Source organism: Micrococcus flavus, from assembly GCF_014204815.1.
Taxonomy (GTDB): domain Bacteria; phylum Actinomycetota; class Actinomycetes; order Actinomycetales; family Micrococcaceae; genus Micrococcus; species Micrococcus flavus.
Genome location: NZ_JACHMC010000001.1, coordinates 2,396,966 through 2,417,852 on the forward strand (window position 1 = coordinate 2,396,966; position 20,887 = coordinate 2,417,852).

Below are 20,887 nucleotides of genomic sequence, written 5' to 3' on the forward strand. Positions count from 1 at the left end.
CTTCACCGTTGAGTGTGGTGTGTCATGTCTAACCCGCCGCCGATGAGGAGCATCCGGAGGCGGTAGTTGTCCCGGTTGCGGAAGCCTCGGGCGATGCGTCGGTGGAGTTCGATGAGTCCATTGATGGCTTCAGTGCCGCCGTTGCTGGCGCCGTTGGTGTCGAAGTAGCCGAGGAACTCGCGGCGCCATCTGTTCAGGGTCTTGCCCAGCCGTGCGACCTCGGGGATCGGACACGAGGTGAAGGTGGCGAGGATCTTCTCGGCGACTGCTCGCCCGGCGGCATGAGTGCCCTGACGGTAGGCGGAGCGAACCTTCTGGGCGCACAACCACGCGATTTCGACCTCGATGTGTTGCTCGTGAGCGGCCCAGGCCGTCTCGAGCCGATCGCGTTGCCGATCGGTGAGATTCTCCGCGCCGGCGCGCAGGACGTTGCGGACCCGGTACAGCGGATCGCTCTTGCGGCCGCGGTGGCCGTGGATCTGCTGCTGAACCCGCCGGCGGACATCATCGACGACAGTGGTGGCCAGCTTGACCACATGGAAGGCGTCCAGGACCGAGCGGGCGTCCTCGAGCTGGTCATCGATGGCGTTCTTGTACCCATGGAACGGGTCCAGGGTCGCCACCTCGATCCGGGCTCGGAAGGCGTCGCCGCGCTGGTCGAGCCAGTCCTTGTACACCCTGCCGGAACGGCCCGGCACCAGATCGAGCAACCGCGCCCTCGTGCGCCCGCCCTCGTCCCGGGTCAGGTCGACCATCCCGGTCAGCTCTTTGGGGCCGCGCCCGCCGTGATGGATGGGTTTGGTCGAGACGTGATGCCAGACATGCTCGTCAACCCCGAGGATCGCGACGCCCTCGAAGCGGGATGGGTCCTCGTCAGCGGCCTGCAGCAGGGGTTGGATCGAGTCCCACACTGTGCGCCATCCTGTCCCGAGCTGACGGCGGATCCCGTTGACGGAGGCGTGCTCTCGGCGGATCTGCTCGATCGCCCACCGGCACGCCCGGGTCGTCAGCACCGCTCGCGGTGCAGCGACCTTCTCGTCCTGCTCGATGAACGAGCCGACCTCGCAGGCTGGATCTGGACACAGCCACCGGCGCTTGCGCCAGATGATCCGCACCGGTCGCCCGAACGCTGGCGCGTCGACCAGGCTGACCTCGATCCGACCGTGACCACGGGCGATCACCCCGCAGGAGCGGCATCCCATCGGCTCCGGCGCGGACTCGACCGTCACCACCAGCCGGTCGTTGTCATCCCGTTCGGCGGTGAGCACATGCAGCCCGGGCAATCCGACCAGCAGATCGCAACACGTGCAGTAGTCGCCGCGCGCACGGCAGTACAACGTAGGCTCAGGCATGGTCGAGGTCCTTGTGATCAGGAGAGGTCAGAGTCCTCTGATCATCGAGGGCCTCGGCGCTTTCGAGCCCTCACCCCAGGCCCCGGCGCGTCACACCCCCACACTCAACGGCGAAGAGCCCGTTATCCGACCTGAGCACCGCCGGGGCGCCCCGGGCGGCGACAAGGTCCTCGAGGTGGGCGGTGAGTCGGTCGGCGGTAATCGAGCGCTCCACGAGCCCGCCGATGCACTCCCGGGTGTGTTCGTCGACGATCGAGCAGATCTTGATCGGTCGTCCGTGCTTGTCGGCGTCGAACTGGAAGTCCACCGCCCACACCACGTTCGGCGCGTCCGCCGTCGGCGCGTCGACGGTCGAGGACCCGACGCGCTTGCGTCGACGCCGCTGCGGGACCCGGAGCCCTTCGTCACGCCACAGGCGTTGGATCTTCTTGTGGTTCACTACCCACCCCTCGGCGCGGGCGTCGTGATACGCCCGCCGATGCCCGTAGCGGGGATGGTCCTTCGCCCAGGCGCGCAGCCACTGCCTGAGCGCCCGATCCGGGTCCGTGACCGTGTCGCCCTTGAGCGGTCGCCGGTACGCGGAGCGGCTCAGCCCGACCAGACGGCACGCCATCCGTTCGCTCACCCGCAACTTGCGCTTGAGGTGATCGACGGCGGCGCGGCGCCTGTCCGGGCTTAGAAGTTTCCCGGCCCTTCACAGATGAGCATGGGTAGCGGTGTGCGCGTGGGCGTCTCGAGGGGTGTGTTGTGAGGTCTGGGTGGAGGTCGAGGCCTCCAGGATGGGTAGCGACCAAGCAACCCGATCCATGAAGGCCTCGACGTGTCTCATGCTATCTGCGCGCCCGCGTGCGCGCTCTTCGACCTGCCCGACGTCCATGTCAGGGCCGTGGAACGCGGACCACGCTCGTTCACCGTGGTGGTGGAGACTTCTCCGACGCTGGTGGGGTGCCCGTCCTGCGGGGTGCTCGCCACCGGCCACGGCCGCCGGGAGGTCGTGCTCCACGATCTGCCCTGCGCTGGGGTGCCCGTGCGGGTGGTGTGGCGCAAGCGGATCTTCAGGTGCCGGGAGGACGCCTGCGAGGTCGTGACGTTCAGTGAGGTCCACGAGCTGGCCGCGCCGCGGGCCAAGCTCACCACCCGCGCGATTGCTTGGGCGGTGACGCAGCTGCGCTGCCATGACATCGCGGTCTCCGCCCTGGCCGAGATGCTCGGGGTCGCCTGGAACACCGTCTGGGACGCCATCACTCCAGTCATCGAGGCCCAGCTGGCCGCGGAGGATCGGCTGGCCGGGGTGGACGCCCTGGGCGTGGACGAGCACGTCTGGCGCCACGTGGGCCCACCCGGCACTGGGCTGGTCACCGGGATCGTGGACCACTCCCGCGGCGAGGACGGCCGGCCCCGGGCACGACTGCTGGACCTGGTCAAGGGGCGCACGGGGGCGGCCTACGGCGACTGGCTCACCGAGCAGGGGCCGGCGTTCACGAGCGGGATCCGCACGGCGACGCTGGATCCGTTCCACGGTTACGCCAACGCCATCCGCGACGAACTCCCGGAGGCGATCACCGTTCTCGACGCCTTCCATGTGGTCAAGCTCGGCGGGCAGGTCGTGGACGAGGTGCGTCGTCGGGTGCAGCAGGACACTCTGGGCCACCGGGGCCGGGCCGGGGACCCGCTCTACGGGATCCGCCGCACCCTGCAGATCGGCGCCGAGCACCTCACCGCCAAACAGATCACCCGGCTCAACACCAAGCTCGAGGCCGGGGACCCGCACCACGAGGTCACCCTTGCCTGGCATTGCTACCAGAAGCTGCGCGCGGTCTACCACGCCCGCCCCGAGACCGGCCGCCGGCTGGTCGCCGAGATCCTTGCCGCCTTCCCGTCCTGCCCGATCCCGGAGATCGCCCGGCTCGGGCGGACCTTACGCCGGTGGAAGGCCGCGATCCTGGCCTACTTCGACACCGCCGGGGCCTCGAACGGGCCCACCGAGGCCGTGAACGGGGTCATCGAGACGATGCGCCGGGTCGCCCGCGGCTTCCGGAACTTCGACAACTACCGCCTACGCGCCCTGCTCGCCGCCGGCGGACACCGGCCGTGGCGCAAGACCCCTACCCATGCTCATCTGTGAAGGGCCAGTTTCCCTCAGCCAGCTCCTTGAGCGCGGCCTTCTCCAGCTCCGCTTCCGCGAGCAGACGCTTCAGGGTCGCGTTCTGCTTCTCCAGCTCCTTCAGGCGCTTTGCGTCGTCGGCCTTGAGGCCGCCGTACTGGTTCCGCCACCGGTAGTACGTCTGCTCGGACACCCCGAGCTCCCGGCACACCGCCGCGACGTCCTGACCATCGGCGAGCATCCTGTCGGCCTGCCCGAGCTTACGGACGACCTGCTCGGGGGTGTGACGCTTCCTGCTGTTCGTCATGATCTGACCAGTCTCCCTGCCCGCGACCGCGGGCAACAGGACGACTCTCATAACGACTGGACCTATGAAACGGGGTCAGCCCAGCCGGTCAGGCCATCCATGAAGTAGATTTCAATGGTGAACATTGCGTCCCCTTCTTGATTGCCGGGTCGGCCCATAAACGTAGGTCCGGCACCGACGTATTAAGGGGCCCGGAGCTCCTAAGTGAGGACGTCCTTGTCTCTGGGTCTTGCGGTCGTCATCCGAGCCTGGCTCAGAGTTGACTCAGAAGCTCAAAGAATTTGCTCATCGTGTGAGCTCCTTCGAAGGGCGCCGTGTCATCCTGGAAGACCATGTAGTAGCGGACGTCCGGGCCGGCCAGTTCGGCCCACTTCTGGCCGAGCCGGAGCTTCATGCGGGAGTCGTCGTTCTTGAGGTGTGCACCCTTGGGCTCAACTGCGACCAGGTGACCGCGCGTAGTCATCACGAGGAAATCCGGGTAGTGGTTGATGGGGCCGTTGATGCAGAAGCCTCGGCGCTCGATGTTGCGGTGCCACCACCGGACGTTGCTCATCGCCGAGAAGCGAGTGGCGAATTCGACCTCGTCCTTGTTCATGCGGTCTTCGGCTTCGTAGAGGGAACCGCCGATGGTGGTCGTCGCGTCGACGGGGTTGATGGTCTCCGGGAGGTAGTAGGTGAAGTCCACCCGAATCCGGCCGATTTCGAGGTCGTCCTTGAACTTCTGGGCCTTGTGCTCGTCCAGGAAGCCATTGATCTTGCGCTGGATGAGCTCGGCCGCCCTCTGGGGGTGTTCAAGGTAGGCGGCCATGGCTGTGGCATCGAAGTTCTCCACCACCTGCGCGACGTACGCGCGAAGGTCGGCATCGCGAATCGCATTGATGGGCTTCAACCTCGTGAAGATGTCCCCTGCGGCACTTCGCCTCTGCGCGTCGAGATCGAGGTTCCCAAAATGTTCCCGCATGATGCGCTGATCCTGAACGCTCATTCGGAAAGCGCGCGGGACATCCTTGGCGGAGCGGACGTCGATCTGAAACATCTGCTCATCCACCGTTAGGTTGATTCGCGTGTCCTTGCCTCGCAGGGTGAAGCCGGCGCCCAGCGCTTCGTGGTGGAGTGCCACCAGCCCGCTCTCCATCTCGGAGAAGAGAGCGCTCCCTTCCTCCGGGGTCACGAACTGTGGCAATGCGTACCCGGCGAACTCGTCGGCGAGCTCTCGGAACATGTGGCTGCTCACGACGGCGTCCTCCAGTTCCGCAGGCACTATGGGCGCGTTCGTGTGAGCGGCCGCGTCAGCCGCTCTGCCATAGGAGGCCTCGCGCTGCTGCGCCTCGGCGAGCAGGGATGAGACTCCGGACTGTGCAGCGCCCTCCGACGATGATGAATCCTTGGTGTTCAACCGAGTGGAGATCTGCTGCTCATCGAACTCCAGGAACTCCTCGGTTGTGGTATCAGGAGCGCTGTCTGGCAGCTGGTGGCCCCGGTCTTCCTCGGGATCGTCGACGGGCCTGGGTTCCGGGACGATCGCCGTGTCAGGAACGTCAACGGCGCGAACGTCGTCCTTGCTGAAGCCGGCGGCGTTCAGGCCGGAGATGATCTTGGTGAGGGTGTCGTTGAAGTCGCGGGAGGACGTCAGCACATAACTCATGTTGAGGAGAGGGTTGCTGAAGCGTGTCGCGTGAGGCTGTCGGAGCACCCGGCCGAGGACCTGCTCGACATCCACCTGGCTCGTCTTGTTCGCCAAGGACGCAAGGACATAGGCGAAGGGGCAGTCCCATCCTTCCTTGAGGGCGTTGACGGTGATGATGTACCGGATCTCGCACTCCGGGCTGAGGAGGTCCACGCCGCGCAGCTCGTTGACCTCCGCGGTCTTGATGGCGATCTGCGCCGCCGGGATGCCGGCCGCCACCAGCTTGGAACGAAGGCGTTCGAAAGAAGTGGCGTCCTCGCGGGCTTTCGGCTGAGCCTGGAACAGTGCGATGGGACGTACATAGCGGCCGTCCTGTTCGCGCACTTCGCTGGCGGCAGTCTCCAGCGACTGCCGTAGGTCGATGGTGTCCGTGATCACGTCCGTCTGCGATGCGCGGTTGTAGGCGACCACGGGGAGCTTGACCATGTGCTCGGCCTTCAGTTCGAACGCACTGACGTAGGAGATGACGTTGGCCTGCTTCTTGGGGGTGGCGGTGAGCTCGAGGATGAAGGATGGGTTGAAGTTCCCCAGCATCTCCAGGCTGAGACTGCTGGTCGCGTGGTGGGACTCGTCGACGATCACGATCGGATTGAGTTGATTGATGACCTGGAACAGGGCGCTCTGATCCGCGGTGGGAATCGGCTGTTCCGGCACTCCCAGTGCTGTGCTGAAGGGGATGAGATTCCCATTGGCCTGGTAGGCCTTGCGGCCATCCTTGCTGCGTGCGCGGAACGAGTCGTAGGAGAGCACCATCACGCTGAGCTGCTCGGCCACGGCGACCGGATTGAAGTTCTGCCCGGCGAGCAGTTCCTCCTTGGAATACACGTGGACGCGCCCGCCGAAGTCAGCGTCGAGCTGGCGCCGGTAGGGATGCGTAGGGTTCTTCAGCGCGGCCAAGGTCTGCGTGAGGATGGACTCCGACGGTACGAGCCAGACGACCGCCTGGTGGCGCGCTGGGGGCAGGGACTGGAAGATCGGCTGGGCCGACGCACACGCCAGCAGGGTCTTGCCGCCGCCCGTGGGCACCTTGTAGCAGACCTGGGGGACGCCCTCGATGGTGTTCTGGTATCCGGCGGCCCCACCTTGGCCGACGGTGACCCCTCGCGTCGCCCAGAACGACCGGAACGCGCCCTCCAGGGAGCCTTCGCGGCTCAGATGTTCCAAGTAGTCCTTGAGGTCGGCGATGACCCGCTTCTGGTACTTCTTCAGTTCCATCGTTGTCCTTTCCTGCCCCTCACAGGCGGGCGATGTCCCGCGGGATCTTCTTGAAAGTGACGCCATGCGTCGCCAGCTGCCCCTCGGGGAGGACACACACGTCAGCGAAGACGACGTACGCCTCCGCCCGGCACGTGGTGGGGATCGAGGCGAGGTAGGAGCGGTCCAGCACCGTGGTCTCTGAGGCGTCGTAGGCGAAGAAGTAGGACACCCCCGCGTGGGTGCCGAGGAAGTCAGGGTGGACCTTCTCAGCGCCGCCCTGGTACGGCTGTCCCGTCGAGGTGAACCAGATGTACTCTCGCAGTCGCTCCAGGGGCAGGATCGGGTTCAGGTCTCCCTCGCGCAGAAGGGGTTCACCCAGCTCGTAGTAGGAGAACGACCCGCCCGTGCCGGAGACGTCCTGCTCGTGCTCCTGGATGGCGACAACGCGGACGGAGGGGACGCCGGTCTTTCCCGTGACGGTGGTGGTGACCTTGGGACGAGACACCTTCGTATAGGTGCCGAGTGCCTCCTCATACACCTTCATGGCTTCCGCAAAAACGTCTGCGCCGCGCTTGACGGTGGCGACCGTGAGCTTCTGATCGAAGAGGACATGTTCCTGGGACCGGGTGCCCTTGTATCCCCGGATGGTGCGACGCACCCGCTCGGCGGTGACTGTCTCCGCGTAGTCGCCGAGCTCCACAAGGATGAAACGCCGCCCCCCGCCGTCCCGGGCATTCACGTTGAGGACGGCCTGGCCGGTGGTGCCAGACCCGGCGAAGGAATCCAGGATCAGATCACCCGGCTTCGACGCGATCGCGAGCACCCGCTCCACTAACCGGGAGGGCTTGGGGGTGTCGAAGGCGACGCGGCCGTTGAAGATCGCGCGGATCTCCTTCTTGGCCTCGTCCGTATGGCCAGCCTCCTGGTGGGTCCAGAGGTTGGTGGGAAGAAGGCCGCCGACGGCGTCCAGATAGGTCTTGCGCGCAATCCCACCCTGCCCGTTGCGAGTGAAGAAAAAACGCGGCCAAGGACCTTTCTCGTAGACGGTCTGGGCGTCCTGGCGGGCCTCTGCGAGCGGCTTGGCGAGCACCAGGGCCGGGACACCCGGCTTGACCTTATCTGGGCTGATCCCACACACGCGGGCGCGCTCGACTGCGTCGTTGAGATCCTTGAGCTCATAGTCAGTCCACCCTGCCATAATGCGCATGACTTCTGGCTGTTCAAAGGTCCAGCATCGCCCCTGAGCGGGGTAGACCAGCTCTCCCGTAAAGGGGCTCTGGATGGCGTACACCATGCCCTGGTGAGTTGCCGCACCGGGCGCGGTGGCGTTGTCGGTCCGCCATGCGCTGACATCATTGTCAGGGTTCTTGTATTTCGAATCCATCGAGGCGGTTCGCGACAGGGTGTTGGGCTTCCAGTCCGGTTCCTTGGAAAAGGCTAGTAGGTGCTCCACTTCGGCGGGGATGCCCTTGGAGTCGTTGCGGGTGGCGTAAGTGCGCTGCCAGGAGATGTCTGCGATGAAGCAACGCGCGCCGAAGATCTCATCGCAGATCAGGCGGAGCGCGGCAACCTCATTGTCGTCGATCGAGATGAAGATGGCACCGGTGGGCGCGAGCAGGCGGTGCAGCAGCCGGAGCCGGGGGTACATCATGTCGCGCGTCAGACTTAGTGGCAGGGCCGTTATGTAGGTCCTGAAGGAGAGTCAGACATGGGTAGACCACCTTCGATTCCGGCGGAGAAGAAGACCCGGATAGTGCTGAGCGTGCTGGCCGGCGAGATGTCCATCGCCGAAGCGGCACGCAAGGAGAAAGTCAGTGAGCAGTCCATCGGACGGTGGAAGGCCGAGTTCCTGGAAGCCGGCAAGACCGCCCTGGTGGCCGGCAGGTCCGGACCATCCTCCCGAGAGGAACAGCTGGAGGCCGAGGTCGCCGAGCTGACCCAGGCCTTGGGCGAGGCACACCTGGAAGCCAGGGTGTGGAAGAAGTCCGCGGAGGGCCGGCTGGGCCCTTCGAGGACCTCGAGGTGATCCGCGTGGAAGCGGGCATGTCGACCGCGAGGTTCTGCCAGCTCTTCGACATGCCCGAGCGGACCTGGCGCCGCTGGCAGGCCAAGGCCCGCACCGGGACGGCGGTGAAGGGACCATGGCCGCAACCGGGACGGCAGGCCGCCAGGGAACTGGTGGTCAAGCACGCGCTGGCCCATCCGGCGTGGGGGCATCGGAAGATCTGGGCAATGGTCCGCCACGACGGGCATGTGGTTTCCGAGGCGACCGTGCTGCGGATCCTGCGCGACGAAGGGCTGATTCTGCCCGCGCAGTACCAACGGGAGCGACGGAAGCTGGCCGAGCGGCGCAAGGCCGCGTTCGCCACCAAGCCCTCAGGCCCGAACCAAGTCTGGCAGCTGGACTTCAGTGAGTTCGAGACCACCACCGGAGGGACCTGGCGGCTGGCCGGGTGCCGGGACTACTGGTCCAAGTACGAGCACCCCTTCCACGTTTCGCCCACCGGGAACCAGCACGACGCGATCGACGCGATCGAGTTGGCCCTGGCCGACTACGAGGCCATGTTCGGTCACCCGCTGGTCGAGGCCTGCCCGGTCGATCCCGAGACCGGTGAGCTGTTGGCCGTGGTGACCATCGTGACGGACAACGGCGGGCCGTTCCGGTCCTTCCGCTTCGAGTCCTTCATCGCCGCCCACCCCGAGCTACACCACGTGCGCACCCGAGTGAAGACCCCGGGGCAGAACGGGTCCCGTGAGCGCGGCTTCGGCACGCTGAAGTACGAGCGGCTCTACCTGGACGAGATTGACGACGCGATCGTGCTGGCCGAGCGGGCCGAGGACTACCGGATCGAGTACAACGAGCTCCGGCCCCACGAGGCCGTCTCATGGAACCGGCCCAAGGAGGTGCACCTGGGCCTGGCCGACCCCACCACCCCGACATTCAAAACCAAAGAAATCCTGCCAACTACTTGACGCGGGACAATCATGCACAGCCACTTGTCGTGACGGGTGAGGTCCTCACCCTCCTTGCCTACGACGTCCCCCAGCCACTTCTGGAGGCGGGGGTCGCTGACGTTATCGTTGTACACCCAGCTCTCGTTGCCGGTGTTGTAGGGCGGATCGATGTAGATGCAGTCCACGCGTCCCTCGTAGCGAGGCAGGAGGGCCTTGAGGGCCTCGAGGTTGTCCCCATGGATGATCATGTTGGGGGAGTCGTTGTCCGTCTCGCTCTGGCCGACCTCGTCGAACGAGTACTTCCGGTCCAGCACTCGCAGGGGAACGTCGAGATGGTGGGTGATGACCTTGTCTTTGCCCACCCAGGTCAGCTCGGGCATGAGTGTCCTCTCTTCGCATGCGACCGCACGTCTTGGTCCGACTGCCGACACCGTACCGGGCCTGGCAGACACAGTAGCGGGCACCGCTCATGAGCAACCCCTAGGCTCGAGCCATGGCAGACATGACCTGGCGGAAGGCGATCCTCCGCGCCCTCAACGACCTCGGCGGCGAGGCGCACTACGCGGACATCGCTCAGGAGATCATCGACCGCGGATACCGGTCGAAGGACAGTATCGGTGCGACGCCGGCCAACACGGTGGCCGCCAACATCTCCATGCACCTCACGGAGCAGCTGCTCAAGGTCTCACCTGGCCGCTACCGCCTCCTGGATGAGAAGCCGTCGACGACGTCGCTGGCGGGGGATGCCGACCAGCCGGTCGCGCAGCCCCCGTCGGTGGCTCCAGGCGAGGGAGCCGCCGACGACGACATGGGCCTCATCAACGCCTTCGGCATGTTCTGGCGGCGCGAGGAGGTCCACTGGCAGGGCAAGGCCACCCGCCTCCGTGGTGTGCAGCAGGACGGGGCAACTCCCACGGACTTCGCAGGACAGGCCGGGGTGTACATCCTCTACGACGGCAACCGCGTCGTATACGTCGGCAGGGTGACCGCCACTCGCCTGGGGCACCGTCTTGCGGAGCACACGCGTGACCGCCTCTCCGCGCGGTGGGACCGCTTCTCCTGGTTCGGGGTCCGCCCCGTCGAGGAGAACGGCACCCTCGGAGCGGTGCCGGCAGCCGGGATCAGCGTGGACACCCTCATCGCCACGATGGAGGCGTTGCTGATCGAGGGGATCGAGCCCCCGCAGAATCGCCGCCAGGGTGACGGCTTCAACGCTGTGGAGTTCATCCAGGCGGCGGATCCCGACATCGAAGAGCGGCGGCGAAGCGAACTTATCGGCCACCTGCTCTCGCGTGGGGGCCGATGAGAGGCTGGCGGTCGGCGTCTTGGTGGAGGGGCGATGGGGACTCGTCAGCCCGACACTGACACCGTGACTTACAGTTGTCACTGTGAATTGGTCATCTGACGATCTGACGGCCACCCTCGAAGCCCTCCGCGCGCGTCGTGGCGACACCACCTCGGTCGAGGTCAAGCGGGCCACGGGCGGCGTCTCCTCGATGCCGGAGACGCTGTGCGCCTTCGCCAACATGCCCGCCGGCGGAACCGTCGTCTGCGGCGTCGACGAGGCGCACGGCGAGTTCCGCGTGGTGGGCGTGCCCGACGTCGCCACGCTGGAGGCGGGCCTCGTGGCCCAGGCGCGCGAGGCTGTCACACCCAGCCCGACCGTCCTTCCCCAGGTCTTCCGCCTGGAGGGCAAGGACGTGCTCGTCGTCCACGTGGTGCCCCTGCGCCTCACGGACCGGCCCGCCACGGTGCGAGGGCAGGCCTACCTCCGGCAGTCCGACGGCGACTACGTGATGCACGCGCATGAGCTGCGCATGCTGGAGGTCGCCAAGCTCCACTCGGACGAGCGCGTGGATTACGACGTCAAGCCCGTCACGGGGATGAGCGAGGAGGACCTGGTCCCCGATCTCGTGGCCGACTACGTGGCGGCCGTGCGCGAGCGGGACCGTCGCCTCCGCGACCGCACCCACCACGAGATCCTCCGCCAGACCAACGTCCTCACCGCCATCGGCGAGCCCACCCTGGCCGGCCTCTACGCCCTCGGTGATTACCCGCAGGGCCGCTATCCGGGGCTCACCGTCACCGCGGCCGTCCAGGTGCGCGGGGGAGAGGGGCAGGCGCGCAGCCGCAACCTCACGGACTTCACCGGGCCGGTCCCCGTGCTGCTCGACGAGGTGATGGCCTGGGTGCGCCAGAACGTCGGGACCGAGCACGTGTACCGCCCCGACGGTCAGCTCGAGCGCCGCCCCGAGCTCCCGCTCGCCGCCGTCCGCGAGCTCCTCGGCAACGCCCTGGTGCACCGCGACCTCGGCCCCGACACCCTCGGCGCGGGCAAGGCCATCCAGGTGCGGCTCACGGACCGGGCCCTGTTCATCCAGAGCCCGGGCGGCCTCCGCGGAGTGTCACTCACCCAGCTCGAAAGTGACGAACACGCCCAGGCCGCCGTCAATCAGCGGCTGTACCAGATCGCCAAGAAGCTCACGACGCCGGACGGCGCCTCCGTCATCGAGGGCGAGGGCGGCGGCATCCACGAGGTGTTCCGGTCCGCTCGGCACTGGGGGCTGGACCGGCCTCAGCTCATCGACACGGGCGTCCAGTTCAAGGCTCTGCTCTGGCGGCCGCGGCCCGAGGGGGCTCGGCCGAGTCGGCGGGAGCCTGCCGTGGAGGTCGCGACGACGTCCCCCGCGGAGGTGACGCCCGGGGCGAAAGCCGGGACACCGTCGTCGGCCGTGCCGCCCAGCTCCGCGCCCACCCGCCACGAGGGGCGCGTCCTCGGCGCCCTGGCCGCGGGGGAGGCGGTGGGCATCCGCGACCTGGAGGAGGCCACCATGCTGACCGCGCGGCAGATCCGCTACGCGCTCCGCCAGCCGCTGCTCGACGGGCTGGTGGAGATGACCGGCGGTCAGGGCCACAAGGACACCCGGTACCGACTGGTGTCGGCCAGAGGGGCGGGAGACTGACACTGCCGCTCTTGAGAGCCCCCCTTGGTGGTCGACTGTGAGTCTGAAGTGTCAATCTGTCGATGTGGATCCGTCCCATGAGCAGAATGAGGTCCTATGCCGCACTCTGATCCGGTTCCCGAGCCGTTCGTCCTGACTCTTGGGTCGGTGCTCGACGCCGCTGGCCTGGACCCGCACGAGGTTCTTGCCATCCGTCACACATACAAGGCGGATGGGCTTCCCTCGCGGGCCGCGGCCACGCCCGAGCGCGTGCTCGCCTACACGCGCGAGCAGCACCACCTGGGGAAGTTCCCGAAGGAGCCAGCCCGCCACTGGCTGATCTTCATGGGGGAGGGCGGACGTCGTTCTCGTCTCACCGCCGTGTACGAGAACCGCGGGGAGGCCGTGGCTGAGCGCACGGAGCGGCACCGGTACTACGACGTTGCGCCGGTGCCGCTGCTGGCCTCCCTCGAGGAGCGCCTGGTGGTGGAGTGGTCCGCAGACCCCGTGAACTGGGCCAAGCGCGGCCCCCTGGCGGCGTGGTTCCCCGTCCTGGAGATCGCCGACCCCACCACCGAGGCGTTCCCCGGCTTCGACCATGTGCTGCTCAGCTACGGGGACCTGCAGTCAATGGTGACCGAGACCCGCTATGCCGGCTGGCGCACTGCCCTGGAGGCCGTACGCGGGATCTACCTGATCGCCGACGAGACCGCGGGCCAGTGCTACGTGGGCAAGGCCGACGGCGAGCGCGGCGTGCTCGGGCGGTGGGAGGCCTACGCCCGTGACGGGCACGGCGGCAACGTCGCCCTCCGGGACGCCCTCGATCTCGACCCCACCCAGCCGGAGCGATACACGTTCAGCCTGCTGCGTGTGTTCGGCTCCAACACCCCGCAGGTGCAGATCGACGCCGCGGAGAAGCACTACAAGGACGCGCTCATGACGCGTCGGTTCGGACTGAACCGGAACTGAGGTGGCGTCGTCGTCCTGGGAAGAGGGCGAGGGGCGGGCGGGGGAGGGAGTGCCCGTGCCGAGCCTCGTAGACCTCCACGACCTGACGCCCGGGCGCAATGACTAGCCTGAGCGCATGAGGGCGCTGCAGGTCACCACTTCCGACGGCACCCGCCTGCATGTCCTCGACTCCGGCGGCGCCGGGCCGGCGGTCCTCCTCCTCCACGGCCTGGCCGGGTACGCGGGGGAGTGGGCGCAGGTCGCCGAGCGGCTGGCCGGGGCCTGCCGGGTCGTCGCGTTCGACCAGCGCGGTCACGGCTCCAGCACCCGGCGCCCCGCGGACCTGAGCCGCACGGCCCACGTGGACGACGTCGTCGCCGTGGCCGATGCGCTGGGCCTGGAGCGGTTCACCTTGGTGGGTCAGTCCATGGGCGCGCACACCGCCCTGCTCGCCGCGGCCGCCCATCCGGCGCGTGTGGGGCGACTCGTGCTGATCGAGGGCGGCGTCGGCGGGGAGGGGCCCGAGGCCACCGCCGACGTCATCGACTGGTTTCGCGCCTGGCCCATCCCCTTCGCCACCGTGGACGACGCCGTCGCCCACCTCGGCGGCGGACCTGCCGCCCGGGTGTGGACCGAGGGGCTCGAGGAGACGGACGCCGGCTGGGTGCCACGCTTCGACGTCGACGTGCTGGAGGCCGCCCTGCGGCCCGTCCACGAGCGGCCCCGGTGGGAGGAATGGGGGCAGATCACCGCGCCAACCCTGCTGATCACCGGGGAGAACGGGTACGTGCCCGCCGGAGAGCTGGACGAGATGCGGCGGCGGCGCCCGGATGTGCGGCACGTGCAGGTGCCCGGCGCGGGGCACGACGTGCACCTGGAGGCGCCGGAGCGGGTGGCTGAGCTCGTGCGGGGGTTCGTGGCCTGATTGCTCTGGGGCAGGATCCCCCCATGGACCACAAGCAGATCCTCCACGACGGGCTGCGCCGCCAGCGCGCGGCCCTCCTGCAGAAGCTCGAGGGCCTCAGCGAGCGCGACGCCCGCCTGCCGCGCACTCCCACCGGCACCACCCTGCTGGGACTGGTCAAGCACGCCGCCGTCGTCGAGCTGGAGTACTTCGGCGAGACGTTCGGCCGCCCCGCCGAGGTGCAGCTGCCCTGGGCGGCGGCGGGGCAGCCGGAGGAGGACAACGTGGACATGTTCGCCGCCGAGGGTGAGTCCCTCGAGGACGTCCTCGAGTTCGCCCGCCGCTGTTTCGCCCACGCGGACGCGACCATCACGGCCCTCGGCGCCGACGCCCCCGGGCGGGTGGCGTGGTGGCCCGACGACAAGGCGGAGGTCACGCTCGCGCAGATCATCGCGCACGTCGCCCTGGACGAGGCCCGGCACGCCGGCCACGCGGACATCCTGCGAGAGCAGATCGACGGGCAGGCCGGCCTGCGCGCCCCGGGGAACAACCTGCCCCCGTGGGACGCCGACCGCTGGGCCGCCCACGTGGACCGGCTGACCGCCATCGCGGAGGGGAGCGGCGGGCCGGGCCGGAACTGAAGGCACATGCCTCCCGTGCCCGACCTGCCCGCCTGCCTTGAGTGCAAGCCGCTGACCCGCGCCGTCGTCACCGGCTACGCCGCGAAGGTGACCGCCGAGGACCGTGCCGCGCAGTGGGACGCCTTCATCGCCGCGATGGTGTGGGGACACGGACGGGTCGGCTACGGCCCCTCCCGAGTGGAGCGCATCATGGCGCAGCCCGGGTTCGAGGAGCAGCTCGCCGACGTCACCCGCATCGCCCTCGAGCAGGGCGGGCCCGCGGCCTTCGAGCACATCCGGCAGCAGCGCAAGACTGGGGCCGGCTGCCTCAAGCACCTCGGCGCGGCTTTCGGCACCACGTACCTCTCCTTCCTCACCAGGGCCCACCGGGGGTCCGACATCGCCCCCGTCCTCGACTCGGTTGTGCGCGCCTGGTTCGCCGAGCATGTGGAGGACGTGGACGTCCGGATCGGCGACGGCTGGACTTACCCCCGCAAGTACGCCACGTACGTGGAGACCATGCAGGCGTGGGGCAACAAGCTTGACATCGCGCCCGACGACGTCGAGCGGCTCATCTTCCTGCAGCAGCAGGACGCCACTCAGGGGTCCTGGCGTGAGAGCTGGAGCTCCGCTGTCACGACCCCGGAGTCAGGCGAGCTGCTCGAGGCCCTCCGCCTCGCGCTGGACGATCTGGGCGCCGGGGACGACGCCGAACCCCACCTGCGGGCGCTCGAGGACGTCATCGCCGAGGCGGAGGATCGGGCGCCCGACGAGGCGTGAACGGGCGGCCGACGTCGTGGGGGAGGGCCATGAACGTATTTGCTATCATCAAGTGATATCAGGCCGCCCGTCGCTCAGAAGGAGGAGCTCGTCATGGCATCGATCATCGTGCGCGGACTCGATGAGGACGTGAAGCGCCGACTCGCCGCCCAGGCCCGGTCTCACGACCGCTCCATGGAGGCGGAGGTACGCGCCATCCTCACCCGGGAGGTCGGCCGTCCCACGCTCGCCCTTGCACTCATGGCCGCCGGGGACCGGGTTGGCGGCCTCGACGATGTGGAGATCCCGCCCCGGGGCGACGACGCTCGGGCGGTCGACTTCGGATGATCGTCCTGGACACCAATGTGGTCTCCGAGCTGATGCGCTCCGACCGTGACCGGCGCGTCGAGGCATGGGCCCGAGGCCTGACCGTGGAGACCGCCGTCACGGCCATCACCCTGGGGGAACTCCTCGCCGGGGTGCGACGCCTGCCCGAGGGGGCGAGGAAGGACCGCCTGCATTCGCTCGTCCGGGACGTCACCGCCCCCTATGAGGCCCAGGGGCTCGTCCTTCCCTTCGACGCCGCCTCGGCCGATCAGTACGCCGAGGTCCTGCAGGGGCGGCGCGAGCGCGGACTTCCGATCGCCACGGCGGACGCCCAGATCGCCGCGATCTGCCGCGCCCACGGGGCGGTCTGCTCCACCCGGAACGTGAAGGACTTCGTACACACCGGCGTCGAGCTGCTCAACCCCTTCGAGTGATCGGCGTCCCCATGACGCGCCTGCTCCCCGGGGACTCCCTCACGCTCGACCTCGCACCCGAGGATCCTGCCGACCTCCTCGCCCGCCTGCGCGCGGCAGGGGTCGCGATGAACGAGTCCGCTGAGCGCTTGATCACCGACGCGCGGGTGTGCGCCGCAGTCCCCGAGCGGGTGACCGTCGTCGAGCGCACGCTCGCCGATCTCGGCCTGCCCGACGGCTCCGCGCATGTGCTCAGTCCGGCCCTCAGCGACGAGCCCGGCGTGCACCGCGGCCTGTACCTGCGCGTCGTGGACCACGTCCCGTGGCTGCGCGGCTTCGCGTGCGACGACCTCCATGTCTTCGGCCCCGAGGACCGCTGGATCCTGGCGCGGTGAGGGGCGCGGCGATCTGCCCAGACCGTTCCATCGGCCTGGCAGCGACACGGAGTTCTCAAGTGCTACAGTGAACTCACTACATCCCCCACGCCTCTCCACGATGCGCACTTGGGGGATTTTTCTTTGCCTGGCGCCGCTTTGTGCCGGAACGGGAGGGTGAAGTGGGACGGACCATGCGGGCACGGGGGTCGGAGACCTTCGCAAAGCCTCCGCTCTCCCACGAGCGGATGCTCGAGCAGCTTGAGAGCCGGAGGCTCGTGGTTCCGGACCGGGACCGCGCTCTCCGATACCTGCGGCACCTCGGGTATTACCGGCTCTCCCCCTACACGATCCCCTTCCAGGCGGAGCGATCCACTCACACCTTCGCCCCCGGTGCCGAGTTCGACGACGTCCTGGACCTGTACGTCTTCGATCGCAAGCTGCGGCTTCATTGCCTCGACGCCCTCGAGCGTGTGGAAGTCGCGGTCCGCGCAGCCCTGACCGACCACATGTCCACGACCTATGACGATGCCCACTGGTACATCGACGCCGCGCACTTCCGCGACCGACAGCGGCACGCTGACCTTCTCGACATCGTCCGCCGTCTGGTACGGAGCCGGCTGCTGGGGTTGGCCGAGTCCGGTCATGACCGGATCCACCACCCCTCGGCGCTGGAGCACTACCTGATGACCTATCGGAAGCCGGAGCTGCCCCCGTCCTGGCTCATGGTGGAGTCCCTGACCATCGGGCAGCTGGCGGGCCTGTACCGCAACCTCGCGCGTCGCTCAGATCGTGTGGCGGTGGCGGCCAGCGTGGGGTCGACCGACACGGTGCTCACCTCGTGGCTGCAGGTCTACGTGCGCGTGCGGAACATCTGCGCCCACCACGGCCGCCTCTGGAATGTGGGCCTCGGCGTGACCCCCATGATCCCCAAGTCACCCGCCATCTCGTGGCTCTCCGGTGCCGAGGCCGTTCCCGAGGCGTCCCGCCAGCGTCTGTACCCAGTGCTCGCCTCGCTCCAGTCCCTTCTGGACACGGTCTCGCCGCGCAGCCGCTGGGCCGACCGCCTGTACCAGCTCCTGCATGACCGGCCCGAGATGAACCTCCACGGGATGGGCGTTCCGGTGGGCTGGTCCTCGGATCCGTTCTGGTCTCGTCACCTTCGATGAGCGCGGTCTGCGCAGGAGCCCTTCATCCCGGGGAGAGGGACGCGGCGCGCCGCCGTCGTCGGGAGGCTCCATAGGCTGGCGGCCATGAGGATCGAGATGGAGAGGTTCCGCGTCCGCGCCGGCAAGGAGGCGCGTGCCCGCGAGTGGATCGCGTTCCTGCGGGAGAACCCCGAGACGTTCCGCGAGACCCTGGAGCCCGAGCGGATGTACGTGGAGACGATCTTCTCCGAGACCGTCGGGGACGCCCTGTACCTGTGGTGGTACACCCTCCAGGGCGAGGACGGCGCCGAGCTCAGCGACTCCACCCACTGGCTCGACGAGCGCCACGCCGCCTACTGGCGCGAGTGCATCGACCCCGACGAGCCCAGCCTGCTGCTCACCCCCGAGGTGCACATGAGCCCCGAGCGCGTCGAGGATGCCATGCGGCCGCTGGGGGAGTGAGGCGGGCGCACAGAACCCGGCTTGCGGCCGGTCCGCCGCCGCCTGGAGGAGGCCGGTGCGCACGGGCTGATCGACCCGTCCCGCACGGCCCCCGGGCTGTGGCACCTGACCCTGTTCCGGTGGAACGAGGACGGCACACCCCGGGTGACGCGCACGTTGTGACGCGAAAGGCTCCCCTCGGACGTTCAATCCCCGGGCTATTCTGGCCCCATGTCCGCCATCTTCGACCACCTGCGCTCCGACGACGGCGAGCACGTCGGCTACATCGCGATGGTCGGTGACCTCTTCGTGCCGCACGACCTCCTCCACCGACGCCGGGGCGAGCCCATGGAACTGCACGAGGCTGAGGCTGTCCTCGACACGATCGGCTTGCGTGCGCTCGCCGAGGACTGGCTGCTCGACCCAGCCGACGGCATCGGCGACCCCGTGCGGGTGCGCATCCAGGAGGTCACGCGCACGCAGGTGACCATCGCGCCCACGGTGGACGGCGCCGTCGGGGAGGTCGCCAAGAGCATCGACCCCGCCGCGAGCATCACCCTGACCCTGCCCGCGGAGCGGCTGCGCCCGGCGGGGTGAAAGGGGGCGCGAGAGGAACTACGGGGGCGTTCCGCGCACCAAAGATGCTCAAAGTTATGGCAAGCATGCGCGAACGATGGTTCATCGCTCCATAACTATGGATACTTATGAGATGGACCTTGGACCCCTCCTCGCTGCGGGCGAGACCTTGGACGTCGAGTTCAAACGTCGGCTGGGGAAGGACGACCTCTACCAGGCCGTCGTCTGCATGGCCAACGGCAGTGGAGGCCGGATCCTCGTCGGAGTCGACGACGACGGTACCGTCGTCGTTCGTCGGCACGCGCAAGGGGTTGTTCGTCAAGCACGTCATGGGGCCGGACGGTCGCCCCGCGTGCATGCCTATGACACCCATGGACGTCCTGCGGGCTGGGTTCGACGGCGTCGGCCTGGACTACGCCCGGGCGGAGGCGCGCGGGGCCGAGTGGGGGCACCTCGATCCAACCGAGTTCGACCGGTTCCGCCGACTGGCCAGCCAGTCGGCCGGTGACAGCTGTCTTGCGGAGCTCACCGATGCGGAACTGCTGCGGACGCTGGACCTCCTCACTCCGGACGGCGGCATCAGTCTCGGCGCGGTTCTGGTCTTCGGCACGTCGGATGCGATGCGCAGGTGGGCCCCGACTGCGGAAGTCCTCTTCCAGGACTCCCGACCCCACGGTGTGGAAGCGAATGAGGACCTGCTGCTTCCCCTGTTGAACGCGTTCGAGGAGATCGAGGCCCGCTTGGCTCTGCGGAACTCCGTCACACCCGTGGAGGTGGGTCTCGTCCGCGTGGATGTACCCCTGCTGTCGGAGAGTGTGCGGCGCGAGTCGATCGCCAATGCCCTTGTGCACCGTGATTACGCCGAGGTGGGGCCGATCCAGGTGACCCTCACCGGGTCCACGTTCTCCGTCGCAAGCCCTGGCGGGTTCCCCCGTGACGTTTCGCCGGCCACCATCCTGAACCGCTCGGCTCCCCGCAGCCCTGCCCTGGCGAACGTGTTCAAGCGCGCCGGTCTCGTCGAGCGCCGGGGCAAGGGGGTTCAGGACATGTTCGCCTCCCAGCTCCGAGCCGGCCGGGGTACGCCGGACTACGGCCGCTCCACGCAGCGGTCCGTGATCGTCGACATCCCCTTGGGTGACGAGGACAGGGAGCTGTTGATCTTTCTGGCCCGCCGGCAGAACGAGGGCCAGCGTGCACTCACCCTGACCGAGCTGCGGGTGGTCCACGAGATCAAGTACGGGGGGCCTGCGGGGGCGGTGGAGGCAGCGGAACGCCTTCGACTGCCCGTGGCGGACGTGCGCGCAGCTGCCACCGCGCTCGTCGAGACCGGCGTCCTGGAATCGAGGGGGAACGGCCGGGCGCAGCGGTACATGCTGACCGCGCGGTTCTACGAGCTGGCCGAAGACCGAGCCGCCTACCTGCGCCTGCGTCCGGTCGACCGAATCCAACAGCGGCGGCTGATCACCGATTACATCCGCGAATACGGATCCATCACCCGCAGCAAAGCCGCGGAACTGTGCCAGATCGCTCCCACGGCCGCGCGGGCGGTGCTCAAAGGCATGACGGAGGAGGGTCTCCTCGAACTGCGGGGGGAGCGGCGCGCAGCGCACTACGTGCTCCCGGGCTCGTAGCAGTGTGCCCGGCCGCGCGCGCCGAGGCAATCGCGCGGCGCGTGCACGAGGGGCAGGTGGGCAAGGCCGGGAACGCGTACAACCACCACCCCGAGCGGGTGGCCGGGCACGTGGTCCGGCACGCCGCGCCGGCATGGCTGGACGATGGACGGATGGTCACCCGGCTGGCCCTCCTGGACGCGGCCACCGAGGGCGGCTCATC

Annotated in this window: 20 protein-coding genes and 3 pseudogenes; 18 read left to right on the plus strand and 5 right to left on the minus strand. The window is 68.2% G+C overall.

The annotated features are described in order from the left end of the window. Positions 1-2: 2 nt before the first annotated feature. Both BJ976_RS11095 and BJ976_RS11100 read right to left on the minus strand, forming a co-directional pair. Positions 3-1,352, minus strand: a complete 1,350-nt coding sequence (locus tag BJ976_RS11095) for an ISL3 family transposase (RefSeq protein ID WP_239286782.1) — start codon at positions 1,350-1,352, stop codon at positions 3-5. A 118-nt stretch (positions 1,353-1,470) separates the two neighbouring features. Further along, positions 1,471-2,040: pseudogene (locus BJ976_RS11100) on the minus strand (IS3 family transposase); the annotation flags it as partial. Positions 2,041-2,172: 132 nt separating this feature from the next. On the opposite strand from BJ976_RS11100, the gene BJ976_RS11105 reads away from it, so the two are divergent. Then, on the plus strand, positions 2,173-3,477 hold the full coding sequence (locus BJ976_RS11105; RefSeq protein ID WP_311768983.1) for an ISL3 family transposase: 1,305 nt from the start codon (positions 2,173-2,175) through the stop codon (positions 3,475-3,477). Between the two features lie 10 nt (positions 3,478-3,487). On the opposite strand, the pseudogene BJ976_RS11110 reads toward BJ976_RS11105, so the two are convergent. From BJ976_RS11110 to BJ976_RS11120, 3 genes and pseudogenes are all read right to left on the minus strand, one after another. After that, positions 3,488-3,763 (minus strand): annotated as a pseudogene (locus BJ976_RS11110) (transposase); the annotation flags it as partial. 253 nt (positions 3,764-4,016) lie between these two features. Then, positions 4,017-6,665 (minus strand): DEAD/DEAH box helicase, encoded by a 2,649-nt coding sequence (locus tag BJ976_RS11115; RefSeq protein ID WP_135031000.1) that lies wholly within the window; start codon positions 6,663-6,665, stop codon positions 4,017-4,019. Positions 6,666-6,684: 19 nt separating this feature from the next. Continuing rightward, positions 6,685-8,298 (minus strand): site-specific DNA-methyltransferase, encoded by a 1,614-nt coding sequence (locus tag BJ976_RS11120; protein ID WP_184231870.1) that lies wholly within the window; start codon positions 8,296-8,298, stop codon positions 6,685-6,687. Between the two features lie 57 nt (positions 8,299-8,355). Between BJ976_RS11120 and BJ976_RS11125 the strand changes: the two genes are divergently transcribed. The 17 genes and pseudogenes from BJ976_RS11125 (at position 8,356) to BJ976_RS11200 (ending at position 20,685) form a co-directional block, all read left to right on the plus strand. Next, entirely contained in the window at positions 8,356-8,673 is a 318-nt protein-coding gene (locus BJ976_RS11125; protein ID WP_010080477.1) for a transposase, read from the plus strand. Between the two features lie 17 nt (positions 8,674-8,690). Further along, positions 8,691-9,620 carry an IS3 family transposase gene (locus BJ976_RS11130; protein ID WP_221419414.1) on the plus strand — a complete coding sequence of 310 codons (930 nt, stop codon included), beginning with the start codon at positions 8,691-8,693 and terminating at the stop codon, positions 9,618-9,620. 475 nt (positions 9,621-10,095) lie between these two features. Next, the gene (locus tag BJ976_RS11135; RefSeq protein WP_209281014.1) at positions 10,096-10,908 is read left to right on the plus strand and encodes a GIY-YIG nuclease family protein; all 813 of its coding nucleotides are present in this window, start codon (positions 10,096-10,098) and stop codon (positions 10,906-10,908) included. Between the two features lie 82 nt (positions 10,909-10,990). Beyond that, the gene (locus BJ976_RS11140) at positions 10,991-12,565 is read left to right on the plus strand and encodes an RNA/DNA-binding domain-containing protein (RefSeq protein WP_135030628.1); all 1,575 of its coding nucleotides are present in this window, start codon (positions 10,991-10,993) and stop codon (positions 12,563-12,565) included. A gap of 147 nt (positions 12,566-12,712) precedes the next feature. Next, a complete protein-coding gene (locus tag BJ976_RS11145) occupies positions 12,713-13,513 on the plus strand; it encodes a GIY-YIG nuclease family protein (protein WP_229667448.1) in 801 nt (266 codons plus the stop codon). 115 nt (positions 13,514-13,628) lie between these two features. Then, positions 13,629-14,417, plus strand: a complete 789-nt coding sequence (locus BJ976_RS11150; protein ID WP_135030626.1) for an alpha/beta fold hydrolase — start codon at positions 13,629-13,631, stop codon at positions 14,415-14,417. Between the two features lie 23 nt (positions 14,418-14,440). After that, on the plus strand, positions 14,441-15,037 hold the full coding sequence (locus tag BJ976_RS11155) for a DinB family protein (protein WP_135030625.1): 597 nt from the start codon (positions 14,441-14,443) through the stop codon (positions 15,035-15,037). Positions 15,038-15,052: 15 nt separating this feature from the next. After that, positions 15,053-15,796: an 8-oxoguanine DNA glycosylase OGG fold protein gene (locus tag BJ976_RS11160; RefSeq protein WP_135030624.1), complete on the plus strand. Its 744-nt coding sequence runs from the start codon at positions 15,053-15,055 to the stop codon at positions 15,794-15,796. A 93-nt stretch (positions 15,797-15,889) separates the two neighbouring features. Continuing rightward, positions 15,890-16,123 (plus strand): FitA-like ribbon-helix-helix domain-containing protein, encoded by a 234-nt coding sequence (locus BJ976_RS11165; RefSeq protein WP_135030623.1) that lies wholly within the window; start codon positions 15,890-15,892, stop codon positions 16,121-16,123. Next, a complete protein-coding gene (locus BJ976_RS11170) occupies positions 16,120-16,536 on the plus strand; it encodes a type II toxin-antitoxin system VapC family toxin (protein WP_135030622.1) in 417 nt (138 codons plus the stop codon). The genes BJ976_RS11165 and BJ976_RS11170 overlap by 4 nt, the downstream gene beginning before the upstream one ends. Before the next feature lie 11 nt (positions 16,537-16,547). Continuing rightward, the gene (locus BJ976_RS11175; RefSeq protein ID WP_135030621.1) at positions 16,548-16,910 is read left to right on the plus strand and encodes a hypothetical protein; all 363 of its coding nucleotides are present in this window, start codon (positions 16,548-16,550) and stop codon (positions 16,908-16,910) included. 227 nt (positions 16,911-17,137) lie between these two features. Next, a complete protein-coding gene (locus BJ976_RS11180; RefSeq protein ID WP_229667446.1) occupies positions 17,138-18,058 on the plus strand; it encodes an Abi family protein in 921 nt (306 codons plus the stop codon). Between the two features lie 84 nt (positions 18,059-18,142). Beyond that, the gene (locus tag BJ976_RS11185; RefSeq protein WP_135030619.1) at positions 18,143-18,499 is read left to right on the plus strand and encodes a DUF6176 family protein; all 357 of its coding nucleotides are present in this window, start codon (positions 18,143-18,145) and stop codon (positions 18,497-18,499) included. 21 nt (positions 18,500-18,520) lie between these two features. Then, positions 18,521-18,661 (plus strand): hypothetical protein, encoded by a 141-nt coding sequence (locus tag BJ976_RS11190; RefSeq protein WP_167736956.1) that lies wholly within the window; start codon positions 18,521-18,523, stop codon positions 18,659-18,661. Positions 18,662-18,709: 48 nt separating this feature from the next. Then, on the plus strand, positions 18,710-19,075 hold the full coding sequence (locus BJ976_RS11195; protein ID WP_135030618.1) for a serine/threonine protein phosphatase: 366 nt from the start codon (positions 18,710-18,712) through the stop codon (positions 19,073-19,075). 112 nt (positions 19,076-19,187) lie between these two features. Continuing rightward, positions 19,188-19,286 (plus strand): annotated as a pseudogene (locus BJ976_RS12265) (hypothetical protein); the annotation flags it as partial. A 139-nt stretch (positions 19,287-19,425) separates the two neighbouring features. Next, positions 19,426-20,685: a DNA glycosylase AlkZ-like family protein gene (locus BJ976_RS11200; protein ID WP_209281013.1), complete on the plus strand. Its 1,260-nt coding sequence runs from the start codon at positions 19,426-19,428 to the stop codon at positions 20,683-20,685. Positions 20,686-20,887: the final 202 nt, after the last annotated feature.